Here is a 19856-nt window from a genome sequence, read left to right as displayed (position 1 = left end):
CCGCGAGGCTGGTCGGCCCGGGAGCACCGGGCCGACCAGCCGGCGAGGAGATTAACCATGGTCACCCAAGTACCTGCCGTCCGTGGCGCCAAACGCCCGGGATCCCGCAAACAACGCCCCATGTCCGGAACGGGAGGACGGACCGCGGCACTGTTCCTAACCCCCTTCTTCGCAGTATTCGCCGTCGCGATGGTGGCACCTGTTATCTACGCGGTGGTGCTGAGCTTCTTTGCCCAGCAGAAATCCGGTCTTGGCTTCAGCGAGGCCAAAACATCGTTCGTGGGCCTGGAAAACTACCTGCAGGTCCTCCAGTCGGAAAGCTTTGTGGGAGGAATCGGCAGGCTCGCCCTGTACTGTGCCCTCTACATCCCGTGCATGGTGGGCGGGGCGCTCGCTTTCGCGCTCCTGCTGGATGCTGCCGTGGCACGGGCCAGGAAGCTCTTTCAGTTGCTGGTCTTTCTCCCGCATGCGGTCCCAGGCGTCATCGCCGCACTGATCTGGGCGTACCTGTACACACCCGGTGTCAGCCCGATCGTCTCAGCCCTGGAATCGGGTGGGGTTGCGGTGAACTTCCTGGACCACCAGATGATCCTGCCCTCCATCGTGAACATCGCTGTGTGGGAATGGACCGGGTACAACGTGATCATCCTCTTCACCGCGTTGCAGGCTGTTCCGCGGGAAATCCTGGAAGCAGCCCGCGTTGACGGGGCCGGTGAAATCAGGAGTGCCCTGAGCATCAAGTTGCCGTTGATCCTCCCGGCCCTGAGCGTGATCATGCTGTTCACGGTGATCGGAACGCTTCAGTTGTTCACGGAACCGTCGATTATTTCCAAGGCCACGGCGTCCGTCACCAGCACCTGGGTTCCCAACATGTGGGCCTACGACGCCGCGTTCAACCGGCACAACCTGAACCAGGCCGCCGCCGCTTCCATCATTATCGCGCTCATGGCCGCCGTGCTGTCCTGGGCCGTCACCCGCTTCAGCTCAAGGACGAACAAAGCATGAGCACCTCAACGATGCCGCGCCCGGGGATTTCCGCCCCGGCTTCGCCACTGAAACGGCGGCGTTCTGCCCGCGGCGGCGGTTTTGCCAGTTCGTTCACCGTCAACGCACTCCTGATCCTGGGCTGCGCCTACATGGTCCTTCCCGTGGTGTGGTTGCTCTTTGCATCCACCAAGAACACGGCAGACCTCTACGGCACCGCCGCTTACGCATTCGGCCAGCCGGCATTCTTCGACAACGTCGCCGCCGTGCTGAACCAGGACGGCGGAGTCTTCCTTCGCTGGATGGCGAACTCGATGTTCTATGCCGCCTTCGGCGCGGTGTTCGGTGGGCTGATCTCTGTCATGGCCGGCTACGCTTTCGACAAATTCCAGTTCCGCGGCCGGGACTCGTTCTTTGGCATCGTCCTGGTGGGCGTGCTGATTCCCAACACCGCGACCGTCCTGCCCATGTACCTGCTGGCCTCCGTCTTTGGTATCACCAACACCGTCTGGGCCATCCTCATCCCAGTGCTCTGCAATCCGTTCGGCGTGTACCTGGCCAGGGTCTACTCGGCGGCGTATGTCCCTGCCGAGACCCTGGAAGCAGCCCGCGTTGACGGCGCGGGACCCATCCGCAGCTTCTTCTCCCTGGGCCTGCCCATGATGATGCCCGGCTATGTCACCATCGCCTTGTTCCAGTTCGTGGGCGTGTGGAACAACTTCATGCTTCCGTTGGTGATGCTGCAGGACCAGAAGTTGCTTCCGGTCAGTGTAGGCATCTCCATCTGGCAGGGCTACGCGCTGCCCCAACCCGAGTTCACACCCATGGTCATCACCGGCTCGCTGCTGTCCATCCTTCCGCTACTGGTGGCGTTCATCCTGCTCCAGCGCTTCTGGAAATCCGGCCTCACCGCAGGGAGCGTCAAGTGAACTTGAACGTTGCCTTGGCCATGCCGGTCCACACAGCACGGGCCGTTTTTCCGCCGCGAAGCCTGGACCCACTGGAACCTTCCGTCAACCTGCTGGGCCGCGCGCCCATCCAGGACTTCCATTCACCGGCCGGCCGTTCCTTGCTGGCTGACGCCGATGTCCTCATCACCGGCTGGGGTTGCCCCCTGATCGACGAAACTGTCCTGGATGCCGCGCCGCGTTTGCGTTACGTCCTGCATGCCGCCGGGAGCGTGAAACACCACGTTGGTGAAGCCTGCTGGGAACGTGGTGTCCAGGTCAGCTCCGCGGCCGACGCCAACGCCATCCCCGTGGCCGAATACACCGTGGCCATGATCATCCTGGCCAATAAACGGGTCCTCCAGATTGCCCGGGCCCTGCACTCCACCCGGACCGGGGTGCTGCCCGAGCAGCTCTTTCCGGACATGGGAAACTACCGCAAAAGAGTAGGGATCATTGGGGCTTCAAAGATCGGCCGGCACGTCATCCGGCTGCTCGCCCCCTACGATCTTGAGGTCGTGGTTTCGGACCCCTACCTGGACGATGCAGCGGCTGCGGCCCTCGGCGTCGTCAGCGTCAGCCTGGACGAACTGGTGGCGACCTCCGACGTCGTGAGCCTCCACGCGCCGTCGTTGCCTTCCACCAGGAACCTCATGGACGCTGCGATGGTGCAGCGGATGCGGCCCGGTGCCACGTTCATCAACACCTCTCGAGGCGAACTGGTGGACCAGGATGCGCTGCTCGCCAGGGTCCAACAGGGTGACCTGTACGCCATCCTGGACGTCACGACGCCCTGGGTGCTGCCTTCCGACTCCCCTTTTTACACCCATCCCAATGTGCTGCTGACCCCGCATGTGGCGGGTTCCCTGGGCAGTGAGCTTGAGCGTATGGCGGCGAGCGCCGTCGACGAGGCACTGCGGCTGGCACGCGGCGAACCCCTTCGGTTCAGGGTCAGGCGTGAGGACCTCGCCTTCATGGCGTAGGTGACCCGGGCGCGGACCGACGCAACGCACGACGGCGACCTCCCGCCGTCGCGCGTCTCTTGCCTTGGTGTCCGGTCCAGCGGGCTGTCGCCCACGGCGGGGGGCTTTCAATTGGTCGCTGCGTTCTCGCTCTCCGTCTCCTTCGCCCCGGACCCGGCGTATGAAGCGGAGACCCTCCGGTAGACCGGCGTAAGGAACGCGATCCCGGCCACCACGATCATGATGGTGCCGGCCGCAAGGAACACCAGCGCGATGCCGCGGGACGTCCCCTCGCCCAGCAACGGCTCCAACCGGGCTGCACCTTCCGCGGAGCGGGCATAGGGGATGAGCCAGAACTGGGCGATCGGGGCAATGAGGAAAGCAGTAACGGGTGCCGCTGCGGATTCGAAAGCCATGGCAAAGCCAAAGACCCTGCCTTGGCGGTGGAGCGGCACCACCTTCTGTATGACGGTCTGTTCAGCCGCTTCCACCACGGGAACCAAGGCCATGTAGAGCCAGATCCCCACAATGTAGAGCCAGGCCCATTCGCGCAACGTAAACACGGCACCCACTAAGCCCATGACTGCCACAGCAAGGAGCAAGGTCCGCAACGGGTTCTGCCCGAGACCGAATTTGCCGATCAACGCGCCGCCCAGGATGAAGCCCGTGGCTCCGATGGCGAAGACAGTTCCCCACATTTCCACGGAGAACATCTCCAGGCCGTAGGGGTCCATCAACGCCATGTAGACGCCGCCGATGAAGTTGTTGAACGTTGAGAACAGGATCAGTGCGAACAGCCCGGAGATCGCCATGACGGCCGCCCATGATCCGCGCAGGTCAAAGCCGCCTTGGGCATCGGACGCAGCAGCACGCACTTCTTCGGGCAGCCGGAGACTCAGCAGATGAGCGAAGGCGAGAACGGTCATGACGATGGCCACCACCACCGTCCAGCCCATCCCCAACAGGCCGACGGAGAGGCCCGAGAGCACGGAAGTGACAATGAACATCAGCCCCTGCACCATCCCGACCAGGCCGTTGGCGTTGGCCCGCCGATCGGGTTCGATCAGGATGGTCACCGTGGTGGAGAGGGCAATGTTGCGCAGGTTCTCCACCACGGCACCGACGAGGATGATGACCGTGAAGATCCAGAACCACGGCTTGGCAAGGTCCAGCAGCGCCGCTTCGGGCGTCACCAGGAACATGAGGCCTGAGAGCACAAACATCACCATGGTGAAGGCTCCGGCGAACCGCATCACGGCAAGCTTCCGGTATCGGTCCACGAACGTGCCGAAACTGATGCTGGAGAGGGCGATCAACAGCATGTAGGCGCCGCCGATAACCCCTGTGGCAATGACGTTGCGGGTTTCCAGGTACACCCAGAAGGTCAACGCGAACCACAAATAGCTGGTGGTGATATTCGCCAGGGCAGTGTTGATCAGGATCCCGGTAAAGGTACGGGACCGCTCTGCCGGCGTCCGTAGGGAGAGGTCGATGGCGTCGGAATCGCCGGCCTGGGCCGGGACCTGCTCGCTCATGCCCCTTAGTAAACCATCCGGGCTATTTCCCCGGTAGTATCGGCAAGGAATCCTGAAGAAGCTTGGGGGAATGTTCTAATGACGGAAGTTCGGGGGCAGCTGTCCTTCACCGAGGACCTTGGCCGTGACCTGCAACTGCAGGAGTACGGATTGGACCCCGAGGCAGGCTCCCCCTTGCTTCCCAACGCTGCGGTGATGAGCGCCCTGCAGAACCTCGTGCGTCTCGCAACTGAGTTGTGCGGCGCTCCCTTCGGAGTGGTGAACATCATCAGTGCCGAGTACCAGCACCAGATCGGCGCCTGGGGCGTTGACCCGGGCGTGTGCTCCCGCGAAGATTCGATGTGCGCAAAAGTCTTCCTGTCGCGTGAACGGACCGTCGTGGCCGACGCTTCCAAGGATCCGCGTTTCGCCGACAACCCGTTCGTCACCGGGGAAATCGGCAAAGTACGCTTCTATGCCTCCGTGCCCCTGCAGACAGAGTCGGGTTTTGTCCCGGGCACACTCTGTGTTTTCTCCGACAAGACCAACGAGCTGCGGCCTGAGCAGGTGAGCATGCTAGAGGTCCTCGCCAAGCAGGTGGTGGAGCTGCTTGAGTTGCAGCACCGCACCGTCCAGCTGGACAGGACCTACAGCGAACTCAAGGACAGCAACGCCAAGCTTGCCGGTTTCGCGGGCAGGGTCAGCCACGACCTCCGCATCCCGCTGACCACCATCCTTGGCTATGTGGAGTTGGTGGAGGACGACCCCGACGTCGAACCAAACAGCACTGCCGCACGATACCTGGACCGGATCGGTGCCAGCGGGCGGCGAATGCTGGGCATGCTCGAAGACGTCCTCAGCTACTCCCGCGTGGGTGGCGGGATCCAGCCGGAACAGATCTCCCTGCGGGACGTCACGGAGGAGGTCATCGGCGACCTCGGGGTGGAGCACGCCGGAATCGTGGAAGTTGAAGACATCAGCTTGCGTGCGGACCGTGGCCAGCTCCGCATCCTGCTCCAGAACCTGGTGTCCAACGCCATGAACTACAGCAGCCCCGAGCGGGAACTCAGGATCCGCATCAGCGGCGTGTCCAACTACCACGGCACCACCGTGTTCGTGGCCGATAACGGCAAGGGCATCGCGCCGGAGGACCGCGCCAAAGTCCTGGAACCCCTGGTGCGCCTGCGACGCAATGGTGATGGACCAGGCTCCGGCCTCGGCCTGGCTACGTGCAGCAACATCGCCAAAGCACACGGCGGGGATCTCAACCTCGCAGAAACACCGGGCGGCGGCACCACGGTGGCCGTCAGCTTTCCCGCCGAACCCTAGCCACGCACCTGGTGATGGGGCCGCATGACGGCGGACACCCGCCGTCGTGCCTTTCTTACCGGTCCTTGGGCTGCTTGGCGGGGCCGTTTCCTTTTTGTTTGTCCGGCTTGTTGCCGCCGTGTTCCTTGCCCTTGTTATCCGGCGTCGTTGCGGCCGGAACGGCGGCGGGAACGGCTGCGGGCGCCTGAACGGTGGGGACTGGCGCAGGTTCCGGCAGGTTGACGATGTCAGCAGGAACGGCGGCCGCGGGGTCGGCCTCGACGGGCGTGACACCGGCGGGCGTCGGCACAACCGGAACAACCGGCGCGGCAGGCTGAGGATCCGCTTGCGACACTTCCGATTCTGCGGGCAGGGAGTTGTCTGCCGTGGAACCTGAGGGAGCCAGGCCTTGAGTAAACAGCACCAGCGCCAAAGGCACGGTCACCGCAGCTGCTCCGACACCCCAGACAGTCTTGGGCCGCCGCTTATGAAGGGTCATGACCGTGGCCATCGAAACCTTGGTTTCGGCAGCGCGCACCGGCGGCCGGGAGGGCAAAGGCGGCAGCACCGCTGTCCTTCGCCCCGACTGGATTCCGTCATCAGCAAGGGCCTGCTCTACGCCAGCTGCGGCGGGACGTTTTCCGGGATCCATGTCAGTCATGGACTCCAGCAGCGAACGCAGGGGCGCGGGCAACCCGGCCGGTATTTCGGGCGCGCGGTGAAGGCGCGCGGAAGCTGTTTCGATCGGCGTTCCGGGGTATTCAGCCCTGCCAGTGAGGCACTCCAGGAGCACCAGCCCCAAGGAGTAGATGTCGCTCGCGGGAGTCAGGCCCAGGCCCTGCGCTTGCTCGGGGCTGAGGTACTGGGCAGTGCCCACGGTGAAGCCCGTTGCCGTCAGGCGGCTGTCGTTCACCACCAGGGCGACGCCAAAGTCCGCCAGCTTAACCTTTTGGGCGAGCCCGGCGTCGTCGGATACCAGGATATTGGCCGGCTTGATGTCCCGGTGGATGACGCCGTGGCCATGCACCTGGGAGAGTGCGCCCGCGATCTGCGCCCCGATGCGGGCAACCTCGGGGACGGTGAGCGGACCGTCGGCCAATAGGGCCCGGAGGTCACGGCCTTCAGCGAGTTCCATGACCAGGTACGCCCGCTCTTCATCGTTTCGTGTATCGACGCCCACGTCGAAGGCAGCCACGAGCCCGGGGTGGTCAAAACTGGCCAGGAGACGCATCTCAGTTTCCTGCCGGGCACGGAACGAATCGTCGCCTGAGCCCGGGAGGAAGATCTTGATGGCCACGTCACGGCCAAGAAGCAGGTCTGTGGCCCGGTACACGGTCGACATGGCCCCACGGCCCAAAACCGGACCCAGCTGGTATCGGCCATCCAGTGTGTCGTCGATGGAATCGGGGACGCGGGAGTCCACGGCCTCGTCATTGTTGCCCACGAATTGTCACGCCCTTCAGGCCCCACCCGGCTGCACGTAACCCCGGGGGGTCCGCCGTCACCAAGTAATGCCGTCAATCAAACTTTCACGGTAGCCGCGCGTCGCCGACTGCTTCAACAACCGCGGCTTGAGCGACCCCCAGCCCAAACAGCATCATCCGGTTCACCAGATTAGTAATCAGGATACTTAGTAAGAGGGGGGAAGGGCAATGCGGCGTCATCCTCCGTTGTACTCGTCGTCGGTGATGTGCTCTTAGGCTTCGGGGATGGCCATGGCGAAGCGTTCTTCGCGTGCCACGTCGGGGTCAGGCCCGTTGCGGACGCCGGTGTCGAGAGCGTCTATGGCCGCGAGTTCCCCGGTTGAAAGTTCGAAGTCGAACACGTCGAAGTTCCCGGCGATGCGCGCCGGGTTGGTTGACTTGGGGATAGCCGAACGGCCCTGCTGCAGGTGCCAGCGAAGCATGACCTGCGCCGGGGTTTTCCCGTGGGCCTGAGCGATGACGGCAATCTCCGGGTCCTGCATGACGTTGCGGCGGTCCTCACCGCCCCAGCCGGGGTAGAAAGTGATGCCGCCGATCGGTGACCACGCCTGGGTAAGAATGCCGTGCTCGGCATCCTTTGCCTGGACGGACAGTTGGGCAAAGTACGGGTGCAGCTCAATCTGGTTCACTGCAGGGACAATGGTCGTGGAGTCGAGCAGCTGCTCCATGTGGTGTGGCATGAAGTTGCTGACCCCGATAGCCCGCACCCGACCGTCGGCCAGAAGGGTTTCAAGTGCCTTATATGCCGCGACGGTCTTGTCAAAGCGGTCGGGGGCCGGCTGATGCAGGATGAGCAGGTCAAGGTAACCCGTTGCGAGCTTGCCGACAGCCTTCTCATAGGCGTGCAGCGTCTGGTCGTAGCCATAGTCGCTCACCCAGACCTTGGTCTCGATGAACACTTCGGAACGGTCAAGTCCCGATTTCCTGATGCCTTGGCCGACCTCTCGTTCGTTGCCATACGCTGCGGCGGTGTCGATGTGCCGGTACCCGACAGCGAGCGCAGCCTCAACGGCCGCCGTTGTCTGCTCGGGGGCGCTTTGGAAGACGCCAAGACCAAGGGCCGGCATCGTTACGCCGTTGTTGAGGGTAAGTTCCATGATCATGCCTTTCACGGTATGCAGGTGGGCCGGATTAGGGCCGTGGCAGGTTTCGTGCTTTCAATGCAACAGTGGTTCCTTATGCTCCGGGAGTCACTGTCGATCCGGGTACCGCCAGTCCCTCCCTGGTCCCAGTGGGGGCGCGTAGCGTGGATGCCATGACACAGAGCGATGACGTGCGGAAATTCCTGAGTTCCCGCCGTGCCAGGATCACGCCGGAGGAGGCCGGCCTGCCTGCCTATGGCGGTAACCGGCGCGTTACCGGGCTGCGCCGCGAGGAAGTCGCGATGCTCGCCGGGATGAGCATCGACTACTACATCCGGCTTGAGCGCGGAAACCTCTCCGGCGCCTCCGACAGCGTCCTTGAAGCCCTCGCCCGTGCGCTCAAACTCGACGACGCCGAAACGGCCCACCTTTTTGATCTCGCCCGCGCTGCCACCGCTTCCCCGCGGGTGCGGCGCAAGCGCAGCCCGCAGACGGTGCGTCCCAGCGTGCAGCGCGTCATCGATGCGATCACCGCCGCGCCCGCCTGGGTGCGCAACGACCGTGGCGATGTCCTTGCTGCCAACGAACTCGGCCGGGCCCTGTACTTGGACATGATGGCCGAAAAGGTCACCCCGCCGAACAGTGCACGGTTCACCTTCCTGAACCCGAAAGCGCAGGAGTTCTTCGCAGATTGGGAACGCAGCGCGGACGACGTCGTCGCGGTCCTTCGCTCCGCAGCAGGGAAAAACCCCTACGACAAAGACCTCACGGACCTGGTCGGTGAACTCTCAACCCGCAGCGAAGAGTTCCGCACGCGGTGGGCCCGGCACGACGTGAAATACCACCGCACCGGCCGCAAGCGGCTCCACCACCCCGTCGTCGGCGACCTGGACCTGAGCTACGAAGCAATGGAACTTCCCGCCGACCCTGGACTGCGCATCAACGTCTACACTGCCGATCCGGGCTCACCTTCAGAAGACGCCCTGAAAATGCTCGCCAGCTGGGCAGCCACCCAGCGCGAGACGACAGAGACCGCCGTCCAGGAGAGCTGACTTCGACCACCCGCCTGGGCGCAAGGCACAATGGAAAGCATGACCCGAACAACTTTCGCCCTCGTCCGCCACGGCCAGACCGACTGGAACGCAGAGCGCCGGTTGCAGGGTTCCACCGATATCCCGCTCAACGACGTCGGTCGTGGCCAGGCGCGCGACGCGGTGGCCGCATTGTCGGACCGGCAGTGGGATGTGGTGGTGTCTTCGCCGTTGGGCCGTGCTGCCGAGACCGCGGAGATCATCGCCGAGGGCCTTGGACTCACTGTTTCGCGGCTCGTTCCCGACCTCATCGAACGCAGCTTTGGGCCTGCGGAAGGCTTGCAGGCGGGCCCCGAGCTGGAGGCACTGCGTATCCCCGGCGGCTTCCGCGGAGGCGAGAGCGACGACGACGCTGCCACGCGCGGACTGGCGGCACTTGAGTCACTGGCCAGTGAGTTCGCCGGCAAGCGCGTCCTGGTGGTTGCGCACGGCACCCTGATCCGTTTGACGCTCAATCGCGCTATCGGCCGAACGCTGGACAGCGTCCAGAACGCTGTCCTGAACCTTGCCCACCACCACGTCACGGACGGCTGGGAGTTGGAGTACTTCAACGGCGAACGGGTGACGGCCGACGTCGGCGCCTGAGATGACCGCCTTGGCCCCGCCAACTACCTGGCCCCGAGCCGCGCTTTGAGCTGCTCCGCATAGTCCCCGTAGGCTGCCGCGATCTCTTCCAGGTCCACAGTTTGGGGAAAGTCGATCACGGGCTGGTGCTCCGCCAGATAGGTGGTGGTTTCCTCAACCACCAGCTGCTCGTCGAAGCCGTCCAGGCCGGCTTCGGCGAGGAATTCCGGGTTGGTGTGGACCAGGGATTCCCCGGTTTGCCCCTCAGATCTCCAGCGCACCAGGTATTCGTTCTGGTTCACGGGCTCGATGTCGAATGTCTTCTCCATGGAAGCAGCCTACGCTGTGCGCAGTGTCCTGCTGTCCACCGCGGGACATGAGGAAAGGCACGACGGCGGAAGGTCGCCGTCGTGCCTTTCTTGCCTTAAGGTCGGCTGCTGAATCTTAGCCGCTCAGACCTCGGGACGATGCTCAACTACTGTCGTCGGCGCCGTGCGCCGCTCGACGACGGTGCGGCGGGTCCTGTTGGACATGGCAATGGAGATGATCAGGCCGATGACGCCTACCACGATCAGGATGTACCCAACCAAGACCTGGTCCAGGAAGGGGATGAGTCCGGGGGCGAGCGCGAAGGCCAGGATGGCACCGATGGCGATCAGGGCAATGGAAGAACCGATTCTCATAACGTGCTCCTCATGTTTGTCCAGCGCGAGGTAGCACCCTCGGCCGGATTCGTGTCATCAGGATACTTATCTTTTGCCGGTCCCACCAGCATTTGCTGAATGCCGTGTTCAGCGCCCGAAGCGGGCCGCCAGCCTGGCGATTGCTTCCTCCGGGGTGGGAACCGGGCCGAAGACCTGCTCCTGGCGGCTGGTGTCGGCCACGTATTTCCCGGTATCCCACCATGCCACCATGCTGGCCATGTCACTGACCAGCGGGACGACCTTTGAGGTGACCCTGCCGAGGCCAATGAGCAAGGGCTCGGGCATGGCCATGACCTTGACCGGCTTATCGGAGTGCTTCTCAACCAGGGATGCCACCTCGAGGATGCTGACCGGGCGGGTCCAGCCGATATCGATCCTCTCCCCGTCAGCCACGTCGGCGTCCACCGCCTCCGCCAAATACCCGGCAAGGTCGCTGGCGAGCACGAACGTGAGCGGCACATCCTTGGAACCCAGCCACGTAAGCCGCCCTCTATCGAAGGGGTTGCCGCCACCCATGGTGGCCACCTGGTCGAAGAAAGCCCCGGGACGGAGTGCGACGAATGGCACTCCGAGTTCCTCCAGCTTGTCCTCTGCCAGTTTCTTGTTCCAGAAGTGCGGGATTTGTGGTGTTTGGTCGCTGGTGACGATGCTGATGAGAACGAACCGCGGCACGCCGGCGTATTTGGCCGCAACCGCGAGGTTGCTGTTGCCGTAGGTATCGATGGCTTTGGCGTTCTTGTCGTTCCGCGTATATCCGGCAGCCGTCGAGACGACCGCGGACACGCCCGTCATCGCGGTGATCAGGGAACCGGCGTCGAGCATATCGCCCCGGACTACCTCCACGCCCTTCGCCTCAAGCTTCGCCGCGCTGGACTGCGGCCGGACCAGGGCCCGGACCTTCTTGCCGCGCTTGAGCAGCTCATCAACAACCTGGCCACCCAGGAAACCGGTGGCGCCAACTACAAGGACAGGCAGATCGTCAGCCATGGATTCTCCCGGAAGTAGTTCCTGGGTCATTGGTAGCACGACCACCCACGCGAGGCCAGACCCTCCCGCGCATCACCGTGGTGGTCATTGCCGGGGTGGCGCGGACTAGGATCGTTTCCATGGCCAGGATTGAGGACTATGCGATGATCGGGGACCTGAACACTGCCGCGCTGGTGGGGCGGAGCGGGTCCATTGATTGGATGTGCCTCCCCCGGTTTGATTCACCAGCGTGCTTCGCGGCATTGTTGGACTCCCCCGAAGCGGGCCGCTGGTTGATCGCACCCGCCGGGACACCAAGCGAGGGAGTCTGCACCCGCCGCCAGTACCGCGAAGACACGTTGATCCTGGAAACCGAATGGGACGTCGACGGCGGCTCCGTGCGGGTCATCGACTTCATGCCGGTCCGCGATGACGCAGTGGACGTGGTGCGGATCGTCGAGGGGCTCTCCGGCGAGGTGGACATGCACATGGAGCTGGTCCTGCGCTTCGATTACGGCCGGGTAGTGCCGTGGGTACGGCACGGAAAGCACGGCATAAGCGCGGTGGCCGGCCCTGATTCCGCCTACCTCACAACACACGCCCCGCTCGAAGGCCGGGATCGCCGGACCTACAGCGACTTCACCGTCCGCGCCGGAGACAAGGTCCCATTCGTGCTCCGCTGGGCCCCGAGCCACGAGAAGGAACCACGGCGGATCGACCCCTACCGTGCCCTTGGGGCCACCGGGTCTTTCTGGCTTGAGTGGATCGGCCGCAGTGAAATGGCGGGCAAATACAAGGAACCCGTCGAGAGGTCCCTGATCACCCTCAAAGCCCTGACCTACGCGCCCACCGGCGGGATCGTCGCAGCAGCGACCACGTCGTTGCCGGAGCAGATCGGCGGTCCCCGCAATTGGGATTACCGTTATTGCTGGCTGCGTGACGCCACCTTGACCCTGCAATCCCTCCTCGCGGCCGGGTACACGGAAGAGGCCGCCGCCTGGCGTGATTGGCTGCTCCGCGCCATCGCCGGAGACCCTTCCGAACTTCAGATTGTCTACGGGCTCGACGGCGCCAGGAGACTCCCCGAGGCAGACGTACCGTGGCTGTCCGGTTACGAAGGTTCACAGCCGGTCCGCACCGGCAACGCAGCCGCTCCGCAGCTGCAGCTGGACGTCTGGGGTGAGGTGCTGGACGGCCTCTCCCTCACGCGTGCCGCTTCTCCCGCGGGCACCGTGGACAATTCCTGGGACATCCAGGTGGCACTGATGGAGTACCTCGAAGGAGCCTGGGACAAGCCAGATAACGGCCTGTGGGAAATGCGTGGCCCGCGGCAGCACTTCACCCACTCAAAGGTGATGGCATGGGTTGCCGCCGACCGCATGGTCAAGGCCGTGCGCACGTCCGGATTGCCGGGACCCCACGACCGCTGGGCCGCCCTGCGGAGCGAAATACACGCCGACGTCATGGCCAAGGGCTTCGACACAACCCGCAACACCTTTGTCCAGGCCTACGGCAGCAAGGAACTCGACGCGAGCCTGCTCCTGATACCCCGTGTTGGCTTCCTGCCGCACAGGCACCCCGGAGTGGTCGGGATGGTAGATGCCATCCAAAAGGAGCTCACCGAGGACGGCTTCGTGCTGCGCTACCGCACCGATTCCGGCCACGACGGACTGCCCGGCGACGAAGGCGTTTTCCTGGCCTGCTCATTCTGGCTGGTCGACGCCTTGTTGGGCATAGGCCGCAAGGATGAGGCTACGGAACTCTTTGAAAGGCTCCTGACGCTACGCAACGATGTTGGCTTGCTCAGCGAAGAATGGGACCCGCGCACCCAACGGCAGTTGGGCAATACGCCGCAGGCTTTCAGCCACTTCCCGCTCATCCACAGTGCCATGCAGCTGCACCACGGAGAGGCCCACAGCAGCGACCAGCCGATGGGCCATCCCAAGCATCCGGCCTCAGCCAGCGGATCTATGCTTCGGAATGATCCTCGCCTTCGCTAGCGGACGGTTCACCCTTGTGGCTGGCTTCTTCGAGGTGCAGGTCCAACTTGCGTTCGGCTTCCCGACGGCGCTGCCCTACGGTCCTCATCTGCTGGGTTGTCGGGTCTCCCCGGTCCTCTGACGCTGTGCCCGACGGCGTGTCGGGCTGCTCTCGCTCCTGTTCGCCCATACGTAGATCGTCCCATCGCCAGCGCCTTTGCGGTAGCGGCACTTACCGTGCAGCCGTGTTGTGAGGCCCGCTCCGCACCCTCCGACGTGATCTTTGGGCGCAGAGCGGGCCTAGCAACGAGTGGTCAGCGGCGGGTTTCGCCGGTTACGGTGCCCTCGGTATCGATGCGCTCCGCGCGGACTTCCTCATCCACCTGGACTTCGTCGGTGACCGTGTCCTTTTCGAGGCGTACGCGCTCCACCGGCACGGTCTCCTTGTCCACCACCGGACGCTCCTCGTGCAGCGTTACCTCATGTTCGCTCTCCGTGAGTTCAGGACCACTCATGGCATCGCCCGAGTTCCCGTCCGTGATCGGTTCACGTTCGACCCGGACTTCCTCGCGCTGCACCGGGACGGTCGTGGTGACGTTCTCGGTGGTGATGTACTTGCGCAGGCGGGCACGGCCGGTGGCCTGGCTTTCCTTGCCAACGTTGAGCCGTTCCTCCGAGCGGGTCATTGCGCCGTCGTCGTCGCGGGTTGTCCCTGAGTCGCGGACCGCCTCCGTGTCGCGGGTTGCGTTGGTGTCGAGGGTTGCGTAGTCATCCCGTCCGCTAAATCCGGTCCCACCATCCAGCTGGTAGTGATTGTAGAGGCGGGCTTCCTCGCCCGGGTCGAGGTGCCCGTCTTCGGCAACCCTCGGCGCGTCCTTGATGTGGTCCTTGCTGTACGGAACTACCACGTCATCGCCGTCCACCGTGGCTTCCTGGAGTGGAATGAACGATTCCGAACTGCCAAAAAGGCCCGTCTTGACGGTGACCCATGTGGGTTCGCCGGTGTCATCGTCGGTGTAGAACGTGCCGATGGATCCGACCTTGTCACCCTCTGTGGTGCGGACGTTTCCATTCAGGCCCATCAGGCGGTCAATGTTTTCCCTCGCGAGCATGATGTCTCCTTGGAATGCGGTTCTCTTACTGTGGATTTGCCGAGCGGGCTGCATCACCGGGCAGGATTTCCGGACGCCGACGGGGAACTGAATCAACCCATCGACTTCAAGGAACAAATAATGATAAGCATGCTTAGCATTTGCTTGGCAAGGCCCCGGGCCAAGTATTCCCACGCTTGCTATCCGGGCCAGCAGGAGCTTACGCTCGATGAGGAGAAACTGTACTTGTGCCAAAGGTATCCACCTCTCTTTAACCCTTCAGGGTCCACAATGACTGCTCAGTCAGCACAGCAACCTCTTTCTTCCTCCCACCAGGCACGCCAACCCAGTTGCGAAAAGTGCCGCACCAATCAACACCTCATGGTCGACACCATCGACGCCCATTCAGACCTCTCGGTGGGCCTTGTCCGCGTCGGTTACAACTGCAGAAAGTGCGGATCCTTCCGCGCGCATGCAGCAACGGTCGCCGACGTCGCCGATGTCCTCAACACCCCTAACCCATCCTCCGGACTGCTGCAGTTCGGAAAGCATTTCTTGCACTGCGGGATACCAATGCACACCGGCGCCGGGAAGCTAAACCGGATTTCCGCCACCACCGGACGCATCGTCGATCCGGAGCTTGAGGTCTACCTCAACACCCGGGTCCTGCACTGCGATGAGTGCGGCTTCCAGATGGAAATCCCGGACTAGCCTGCCGCCCATGCGGCACCCGTGCCATGAAGCGTCCGTCGGCGAGCACCGCCGTCGGACGCTTTTCGTATGCCTGCCAAAGCCCGACGCACGGATCGCTCCAGGCACCTGTGATTGTGGGCGCAAGTGTTCGCGTGCCAGTGTTTGGGCTTGCCAGCTTCCGCAGGTAGCGTGAGCCACAGACAGGTATTGCTCCGCAGCGCGCGGACCATTCCCGAGGACGAGCCCCTAGGAGCCAGCCCATGAGCAGATCCCATCGAACGTCACAGCGCGAGCCGAACAACGCCGTCGAGCTCAATCCCCTGTTCAGCAGGCCCGGAGAGTCAACCATCTTTCCGCGCTTCACCATGCCCGAGGGCGAGGCCCTGCCATCCACGGCTTACCAGGTTGTCCATGACGAAGCGATGCTCGACGGAAACTCGCGACTGAACCTCGCGACGTTCGTGGGGACATGGATGGAACCCGAAGCGTCCCAGCTGTATGCCGAAACGTTCGACAAGAACATGATCGACAAGGACGAGTACCCTCAAACGGCACTCATCGAAACGCGATGCTGGCGGATGCTCGCGGACCTGTGGAATGCGCCGGATCCCGAAAAGAGCATCGGAACATCCACCATCGGCTCCTCCGAAGCCTGCATGCTGGGCGGCCTGGCGTTGAAACGCCGATGGCAGCACGCCCGGCGCGAGGCAGGGAAGCCAACCGACAAACCCAACCTCATCCTCAGCTCCGCCGTCCAGGTGTGCTGGGAAAAGTTCTGCAACTATTGGGAGGTGGAGCCCAGGTTCGTTCCTGTCTCCGCTGAACACCCCATGCTCGACGGACATGACCTGGACCGGTACGTCGACGAAAACACCATCGGCGTCGTAGCCATCATGGGTGTCACCTACACGGGCGTCTACGAACCTGTCCACCTGATTTCCCAGGCCCTCGACGACATCCAGGAACGCCGCGGCCTGGACATTCCCATCCACGTCGACGGTGCCTCCGGAGCCATGGTGGCACCTTTCCTGCAGCCACAAACGGTCTGGGACTTCCGGCTCCCGCGGGTTGCTTCCATCAACACCTCAGGCCACAAATACGGGTTGGTCTACCCCGGCTTGGGCTGGGTGGTCTGGCGGGACGCAGCGGCACTGCCCGAAGACCTGATCTTTCACGTCAGCTATCTCGGTGGGGATATGCCGACCTTTGCGCTGAACTTCTCAAGGCCCGGCGCCCAGGTCCTGTTGCAGTACTACCTCTTTCTCCGGCTCGGCTTTGCAGGGTACCGGTCGGTTCAGGCGACCTCCCGGGACGTCGCGCTTTACCTGTCCAACGAAATCGGCGCCATGGACGCCTTCACGCTGTGGAGCGATGGTTCAGACATTCCCGTCTTCGCCTGGCAGCTCACGGATGGCCACACCGAGCACTGGAACCTGCACCACTTGTCGGAGCGATTGCGGATGAATGGATGGCTGGTGCCTGCCTATCCCCTGCCCGACGGCCTCAGTGACATCACGGTTCAAAGGATCGTGGTCCGAAACGGTTTCACGCGCGACCTCGCCTCAAGTTTCCTCGCCGACCTGAAGAAAGAGGTCGACTACCTGGACAGCCTCACCGCGCCAATGCCCGGCGACAAGCAAGCAGAAGGATTCCATCACTGACCCCGTGAACAGGAGGCACCCATGTGCCGTCTCTTTGGACTCCATGCCGGAGCCCGACCGGTACGAGCCACCTTCTGGTTGCTGGACGCCCCGGACAGCCTCTCTGTGCAAAGCCGCCGGGAGCCGGACGGGGCCGGGATAGGCACGTACGACGCCGAGGGCGAGGCCCGCGTGGCCAAGCAACCGTTGGCAGCCTGGGAGGATCATGCTTTCGCCCGCGAGGCGCGCGACCTGAAGAGCACCACCTTCCTGGCCCACGTCCGATACGCGAGCACTGGTGCGCTCACTATGGTCAACACCCACCCCTTCGAGCAGGACAACCGGCTGTTTGCCCACAACGGAGTGCTTCACGGTCTGGACGAACTCGACCGGCGACTAACATCGCTCGGAGTCGCGGGACTGGTGCTGGGGCAATCCGACAGCGAGCGGTTCTTCGCGCTGATCACTGCAGAAACCCGGCTGGCCGGCGGCGATGTTGGTGCGGGCATTGTGCAGGCTGTCCACTGGATTGCGCAGGAACTGCCCGTCTTCAGCCTCAACTTCATCCTTTCCACGGCGACCGACATGTGGGCCCTCCGGTACCCAGCAACCCACCCTCTCTATATGTTGAAGCGGAATCCCGCGACAGCGCCGGACCGCGGAGCCCCGCTCGATGCCAGGAGCAAGCGGATCAGTTCCCGCAGCACTGATCTTGCCCGAGCACCTCACGTCCTCTTCGCTACCGAGCCCATGGACAACAGTCCTGGGTGGCACCCCCTGGCGTCCGGCGAACTGGTCCATGTTGGCGCGGACCTTACAGTGACCTCCACGGTGCCATTCGACGTCGACCCCGTCCGCCTCCTCACGCTCGCGGATCTTGAACCGACGGCAGCGGCTTCGCAAACGCCGTAATCCGCTGCGGGTTGGGACCTCTCTAACGCTCGACGGCTGTAACGCTCGACGGCGACCTGCCGCCTCCGCGGGTGGTGGCTCGGGCTCGAGGTGCGGGCTCGTGGTGCGGGCTCGTTGTCGGGGTTTTCCACATAGGCCGGAAAGGGGCTGATCCGGGGGAGGTTCGGCGTGACAGGGTTCCTGTATGGGAAGCAGCAGGCAGGCGGAGAGGCGGACGGGTTCGTCCCGCGGCGATGCCTTGTCGCTCGATTCTGGTACTAACCCGATGCGGGCCCTGTTCGAAGGTTCGACGGCGACCACGGACCGTGCCAACGATCCGGGGGCGTCGCAGTCCGAGGTCTCACAGCTGTTAAGCGCCTTGGATCCTGCGGATACAAATTACTCCACCCCTGAACTGGCCGACGCATTGGAGGACAGTGCGTCCGCCCTGAGGTGGCTGAGGGCGTCGGCTCCTGGGCAAGCACGGCTCCTTGGGCTGGTTGAGGCTGCGGATTTTGCTGGGCGGGTGGAGGAGCTTTCGCGGTCGTTGGAGTATTTGCAGGTGGTCGCGGCCCAGGCTGTGGAACGGACCCGGAATGAAGCTCGAGGCGCCCAGTCCTCCGCCGCCCCCGGCTGGTCCACGGGATGGACCGACACCTCGCCAGGCACCCAGGAGCAGGCTGTTCCCAGCCAGGCCGGTGAGGCCAGCGACGCTCACGCGGTCATCCGGACCAGCGACGCGGCCCTGCTCGATGACGGCTACCGGAACGCCGCACAGTTCCTCCGCGCCCGGTTGCGGATCAGTATCAGCGAAGCCCGCCGCAGACTCGCCCTCGCCGCCGAGGTCCTCCCCCGGCCCGGAATAGCCGGACAACCCCTCCCCGCCCGACGGGAAACGCTCGCCGACGCGCTCGGATCAGCCCAAATACCCTCCCGCTCCGCCACGATCATCAGCACCGCCCTGGATAAAGTCCGGCACCTCACCGACGCCGAAACCACCACCCGCATGGAACACGCCCTGACCAGAACCGCAACCGAAAGCGACCCGGACTTCCTCACCAAAATGGCCCAACGCTGGACCGACAGGATCGACCAAGACGGAACCGAACCCTCCGAAGAAGCCCTCCGCCAACTCCAAGGCACCTTCCTCCGCCGCCGACGCCGCTACGGACTGCACCACCTCGAAATCTTCGCCACCACCGAACAATACGAAACCCTCACCACCGCCATGAACACCGCCACCAACCCCCGACACACCACCCAAACCACCGGACCGGACCTGGACCGGCGCTCCCGGCCACAAAAACTCCTCGACGGCCTCGTCGGCGCCTGCAACCTCGCGATGACCACCGGCAAACTCCCCACCAACGGCGGACTCCGACCCCAACTCACCGTCACCATCAGCCACCAAGACCTCCTGGACCAACTCACCCACAGCAACACACCCACCAACACACCCACCAACCCAGACACCAAGACCACCACCAGCACCGGCACCGGCACTGGCACTGGCACCGCGACGTTCACCGGCCCCCTCCACCCCACCACCATCCGCAAAATCGCCTGCGACGCCGACATCATCCCCGTCCTGCTCGGCACCGACTCCCGCGTCCTGGACATCGGCCGCACCACCCGGATCTTCCCACCCCACATCCGCAAAGCCATCACCGCCCGCGACGGCGGCTGCGCCTTCCCCGACTACACCATGCCCGCACCCTGGTGCGAAGCCCACCACATCACCTACTGGTCCCACGGCGGAACCACAGGAACAGAAAACGGAACCCTCCTCTGCTCCCACCACCACCACCTCATCCACCAAGAACAATGGACCATCAACACGACAACCGGCGTCCCCTGGTTCATCCCCCCACCCCACATCGACCCCACACAAACACCACGACGCAACCACCACCACACACCACTCAGAACCTGAGGCTGGTGGGGCCGGCGACCAGC

The 19856-nt window shown here is 63.8% G+C and carries 19 protein-coding genes; 11 read left to right on the top strand and 8 right to left on the bottom strand.

Annotated elements, in window-relative coordinates; all coding sequences use genetic code 11:
* Nucleotides 1–57 precede the first annotated feature (57 nt).
* From ACNQOP_RS07390 to ACNQOP_RS07380, 3 genes are read left to right on the top strand one after another with little or no spacing between them, the layout of a single operon-like run.
* Nucleotides 58–1005: a carbohydrate ABC transporter permease gene (locus tag ACNQOP_RS07390; protein ID WP_416403860.1), complete on the top strand. Its 948-nt coding sequence runs from the start codon at nt 58–60 to the stop codon at nt 1003–1005.
* Nucleotides 1002–1913 carry a carbohydrate ABC transporter permease gene (locus ACNQOP_RS07385; RefSeq protein ID WP_416403858.1) on the top strand — a complete coding sequence of 304 codons (912 nt, stop codon included), beginning with the start codon at nt 1002–1004 and terminating at the stop codon, nt 1911–1913. The genes ACNQOP_RS07390 and ACNQOP_RS07385 overlap by 4 nt, the downstream gene beginning before the upstream one ends.
* Nucleotides 1910–2914, top strand: a complete 1005-nt coding sequence (locus tag ACNQOP_RS07380; RefSeq protein WP_416403855.1) for a hydroxyacid dehydrogenase — start codon at nt 1910–1912, stop codon at nt 2912–2914. The genes ACNQOP_RS07385 and ACNQOP_RS07380 overlap by 4 nt, the downstream gene beginning before the upstream one ends.
* Before the next feature lie 107 nt (nt 2915–3021).
* Here the strand turns inward: ACNQOP_RS07380 and ACNQOP_RS07375 are convergent, their stop codons facing one another.
* A complete protein-coding gene (locus ACNQOP_RS07375) occupies nt 3022–4428 on the bottom strand; it encodes an MFS transporter (protein ID WP_416403853.1) in 1407 nt (468 codons plus the stop codon).
* Nucleotides 4429–4506: 78 nt separating this feature from the next.
* Between ACNQOP_RS07375 and ACNQOP_RS07370 the strand changes: the two genes are divergently transcribed.
* Nucleotides 4507–5736: an ATP-binding protein gene (locus tag ACNQOP_RS07370; protein WP_416403851.1), complete on the top strand. Its 1230-nt coding sequence runs from the start codon at nt 4507–4509 to the stop codon at nt 5734–5736.
* 55 nt (nt 5737–5791) lie between these two features.
* On the opposite strand, the gene ACNQOP_RS07365 is transcribed toward ACNQOP_RS07370, so the two are convergent.
* Nucleotides 5792–7159 (bottom strand): serine/threonine-protein kinase, encoded by a 1368-nt coding sequence (locus ACNQOP_RS07365; protein ID WP_416403849.1) that lies wholly within the window; start codon nt 7157–7159, stop codon nt 5792–5794.
* 252 nt (nt 7160–7411) lie between these two features.
* Nucleotides 7412–8296, bottom strand: a complete 885-nt coding sequence (locus ACNQOP_RS07360; RefSeq protein ID WP_416404081.1) for an aldo/keto reductase — start codon at nt 8294–8296, stop codon at nt 7412–7414.
* Nucleotides 8297–8454: 158 nt separating this feature from the next.
* Here ACNQOP_RS07360 and ACNQOP_RS07355 point away from each other — a divergent pair, with 158 nt between their 5' ends.
* Nucleotides 8455–9333, top strand: coding sequence for a helix-turn-helix transcriptional regulator (locus tag ACNQOP_RS07355; protein WP_416403847.1), 879 nt, complete (start codon nt 8455–8457; stop codon nt 9331–9333).
* Nucleotides 9334–9363: 30 nt separating this feature from the next.
* Entirely contained in the window at nt 9364–9957 is a 594-nt protein-coding gene (locus ACNQOP_RS07350) for a histidine phosphatase family protein (protein WP_416403845.1), read from the top strand.
* 23 nt (nt 9958–9980) lie between these two features.
* On the opposite strand, the gene ACNQOP_RS07345 is transcribed toward ACNQOP_RS07350, so the two are convergent.
* The 3 genes from ACNQOP_RS07345 to ACNQOP_RS07335 all read right to left on the bottom strand — a co-directional run bounded on the left by ACNQOP_RS07345 (nt 9981) and on the right by ACNQOP_RS07335 (nt 11627).
* Nucleotides 9981–10265 carry a hypothetical protein gene (locus ACNQOP_RS07345; RefSeq protein WP_235521209.1) on the bottom strand — a complete coding sequence of 95 codons (285 nt, stop codon included), beginning with the start codon at nt 10263–10265 and terminating at the stop codon, nt 9981–9983.
* A gap of 123 nt (nt 10266–10388) precedes the next feature.
* Nucleotides 10389–10619 (bottom strand): DUF6458 family protein, encoded by a 231-nt coding sequence (locus tag ACNQOP_RS07340; RefSeq protein WP_235521211.1) that lies wholly within the window; start codon nt 10617–10619, stop codon nt 10389–10391.
* Nucleotides 10620–10727: 108 nt separating this feature from the next.
* The gene (locus tag ACNQOP_RS07335; protein WP_257370706.1) at nt 10728–11627 is read right to left on the bottom strand and encodes an SDR family oxidoreductase; all 900 of its coding nucleotides are present in this window, start codon (nt 11625–11627) and stop codon (nt 10728–10730) included.
* A gap of 119 nt (nt 11628–11746) precedes the next feature.
* Here ACNQOP_RS07335 and ACNQOP_RS07330 point away from each other — a divergent pair, with 119 nt between their 5' ends.
* Nucleotides 11747–13606: a glycoside hydrolase family 15 protein gene (locus ACNQOP_RS07330; RefSeq protein ID WP_349469290.1), complete on the top strand. Its 1860-nt coding sequence runs from the start codon at nt 11747–11749 to the stop codon at nt 13604–13606.
* On the opposite strand, the gene ACNQOP_RS07325 is transcribed toward ACNQOP_RS07330, so the two are convergent.
* Together ACNQOP_RS07325 and ACNQOP_RS07320 are read right to left on the bottom strand one after the other, a co-directional pair.
* Nucleotides 13575–13775 (bottom strand): hypothetical protein, encoded by a 201-nt coding sequence (locus ACNQOP_RS07325; RefSeq protein ID WP_416403842.1) that lies wholly within the window; start codon nt 13773–13775, stop codon nt 13575–13577. The two genes, ACNQOP_RS07330 and ACNQOP_RS07325, sit on opposite strands and share 32 nt — an antisense overlap.
* 124 nt (nt 13776–13899) lie before the next feature.
* Nucleotides 13900–14697, bottom strand: coding sequence for a DUF2382 domain-containing protein (locus tag ACNQOP_RS07320; RefSeq protein ID WP_416403840.1), 798 nt, complete (start codon nt 14695–14697; stop codon nt 13900–13902).
* A gap of 360 nt (nt 14698–15057) precedes the next feature.
* Between ACNQOP_RS07320 and ACNQOP_RS07315 the strand changes: the two genes are divergently transcribed.
* The 4 genes from ACNQOP_RS07315 (at nt 15058) to ACNQOP_RS07300 (ending at nt 19833) form a co-directional block, all read left to right on the top strand.
* Nucleotides 15058–15387 carry a hypothetical protein gene (locus tag ACNQOP_RS07315; RefSeq protein ID WP_416403838.1) on the top strand — a complete coding sequence of 110 codons (330 nt, stop codon included), beginning with the start codon at nt 15058–15060 and terminating at the stop codon, nt 15385–15387.
* A 242-nt stretch (nt 15388–15629) separates the two neighbouring features.
* Nucleotides 15630–17030 (top strand): glutamate decarboxylase, encoded by a 1401-nt coding sequence (locus ACNQOP_RS07310; RefSeq protein ID WP_284986765.1) that lies wholly within the window; start codon nt 15630–15632, stop codon nt 17028–17030.
* Between the two features lie 21 nt (nt 17031–17051).
* Complete coding sequence (locus tag ACNQOP_RS07305) at nt 17052–17921, top strand: class II glutamine amidotransferase (RefSeq protein ID WP_416403835.1); 870 nt, start codon at nt 17052–17054, stop codon at nt 17919–17921.
* Nucleotides 17922–18105: 184 nt separating this feature from the next.
* Nucleotides 18106–19833, top strand: a complete 1728-nt coding sequence (locus ACNQOP_RS07300; RefSeq protein ID WP_416403833.1) for a DUF222 domain-containing protein — start codon at nt 18106–18108, stop codon at nt 19831–19833.
* Nucleotides 19834–19856 lie beyond the last annotated feature (23 nt).

The sequence above is a fragment of the Arthrobacter sp. LFS091 genome, assembly GCF_047977885.1.
Classification (GTDB): domain Bacteria; phylum Actinomycetota; class Actinomycetes; order Actinomycetales; family Micrococcaceae; genus Arthrobacter.
The sequence above is the reverse complement of the archived record's forward strand: the minus strand, read 5'-3'. Positions and strand labels throughout refer to the sequence as shown.

Excerpts from the sequence above, each read along its gene's own strand:
- ACNQOP_RS07390 (WP_416403860.1), top strand. The coding sequence starts at position 58 with ATGGTCACCCAAGTACCTGCCGTCCGTGGCGCCAAACGCCCGGGATCC.
- ACNQOP_RS07385 (WP_416403858.1), top strand. The coding sequence starts at position 1,002 with ATGAGCACCTCAACGATGCCGCGCCCGGGGATTTCCGCCCCGGCTTCG.
- ACNQOP_RS07375 (WP_416403853.1), bottom strand. The coding sequence starts at position 4,428 with ATGAGCGAGCAGGTCCCGGCCCAGGCCGGCGATTCCGACGCCATCGAC.
- ACNQOP_RS07370 (WP_416403851.1), top strand. The coding sequence starts at position 4,507 with ATGACGGAAGTTCGGGGGCAGCTGTCCTTCACCGAGGACCTTGGCCGT.
- ACNQOP_RS07360 (WP_416404081.1), bottom strand. The coding sequence starts at position 8,296 with ATGGAACTTACCCTCAACAACGGCGTAACGATGCCGGCCCTTGGTCTT.
- ACNQOP_RS07355 (WP_416403847.1), top strand. The coding sequence starts at position 8,455 with ATGACACAGAGCGATGACGTGCGGAAATTCCTGAGTTCCCGCCGTGCC.
- ACNQOP_RS07350 (WP_416403845.1), top strand. The coding sequence starts at position 9,364 with ATGGAAAGCATGACCCGAACAACTTTCGCCCTCGTCCGCCACGGCCAG.
- ACNQOP_RS07345 (WP_235521209.1), bottom strand. The coding sequence starts at position 10,265 with ATGGAGAAGACATTCGACATCGAGCCCGTGAACCAGAACGAATACCTG.
- ACNQOP_RS07340 (WP_235521211.1), bottom strand. The coding sequence starts at position 10,619 with ATGAGAATCGGTTCTTCCATTGCCCTGATCGCCATCGGTGCCATCCTG.
- ACNQOP_RS07335 (WP_257370706.1), bottom strand. The coding sequence starts at position 11,627 with ATGGCTGACGATCTGCCTGTCCTTGTAGTTGGCGCCACCGGTTTCCTG.
- ACNQOP_RS07330 (WP_349469290.1), top strand. The coding sequence starts at position 11,747 with ATGGCCAGGATTGAGGACTATGCGATGATCGGGGACCTGAACACTGCC.
- ACNQOP_RS07325 (WP_416403842.1), bottom strand. The coding sequence starts at position 13,775 with ATGGGCGAACAGGAGCGAGAGCAGCCCGACACGCCGTCGGGCACAGCG.
- ACNQOP_RS07320 (WP_416403840.1), bottom strand. The coding sequence starts at position 14,697 with ATGCTCGCGAGGGAAAACATTGACCGCCTGATGGGCCTGAATGGAAAC.
- ACNQOP_RS07315 (WP_416403838.1), top strand. The coding sequence starts at position 15,058 with ATGGTCGACACCATCGACGCCCATTCAGACCTCTCGGTGGGCCTTGTC.
- ACNQOP_RS07310 (WP_284986765.1), top strand. The coding sequence starts at position 15,630 with ATGAGCAGATCCCATCGAACGTCACAGCGCGAGCCGAACAACGCCGTC.
- ACNQOP_RS07305 (WP_416403835.1), top strand. The coding sequence starts at position 17,052 with ATGTGCCGTCTCTTTGGACTCCATGCCGGAGCCCGACCGGTACGAGCC.
- ACNQOP_RS07300 (WP_416403833.1), top strand. The coding sequence starts at position 18,106 with ATGGGAAGCAGCAGGCAGGCGGAGAGGCGGACGGGTTCGTCCCGCGGC.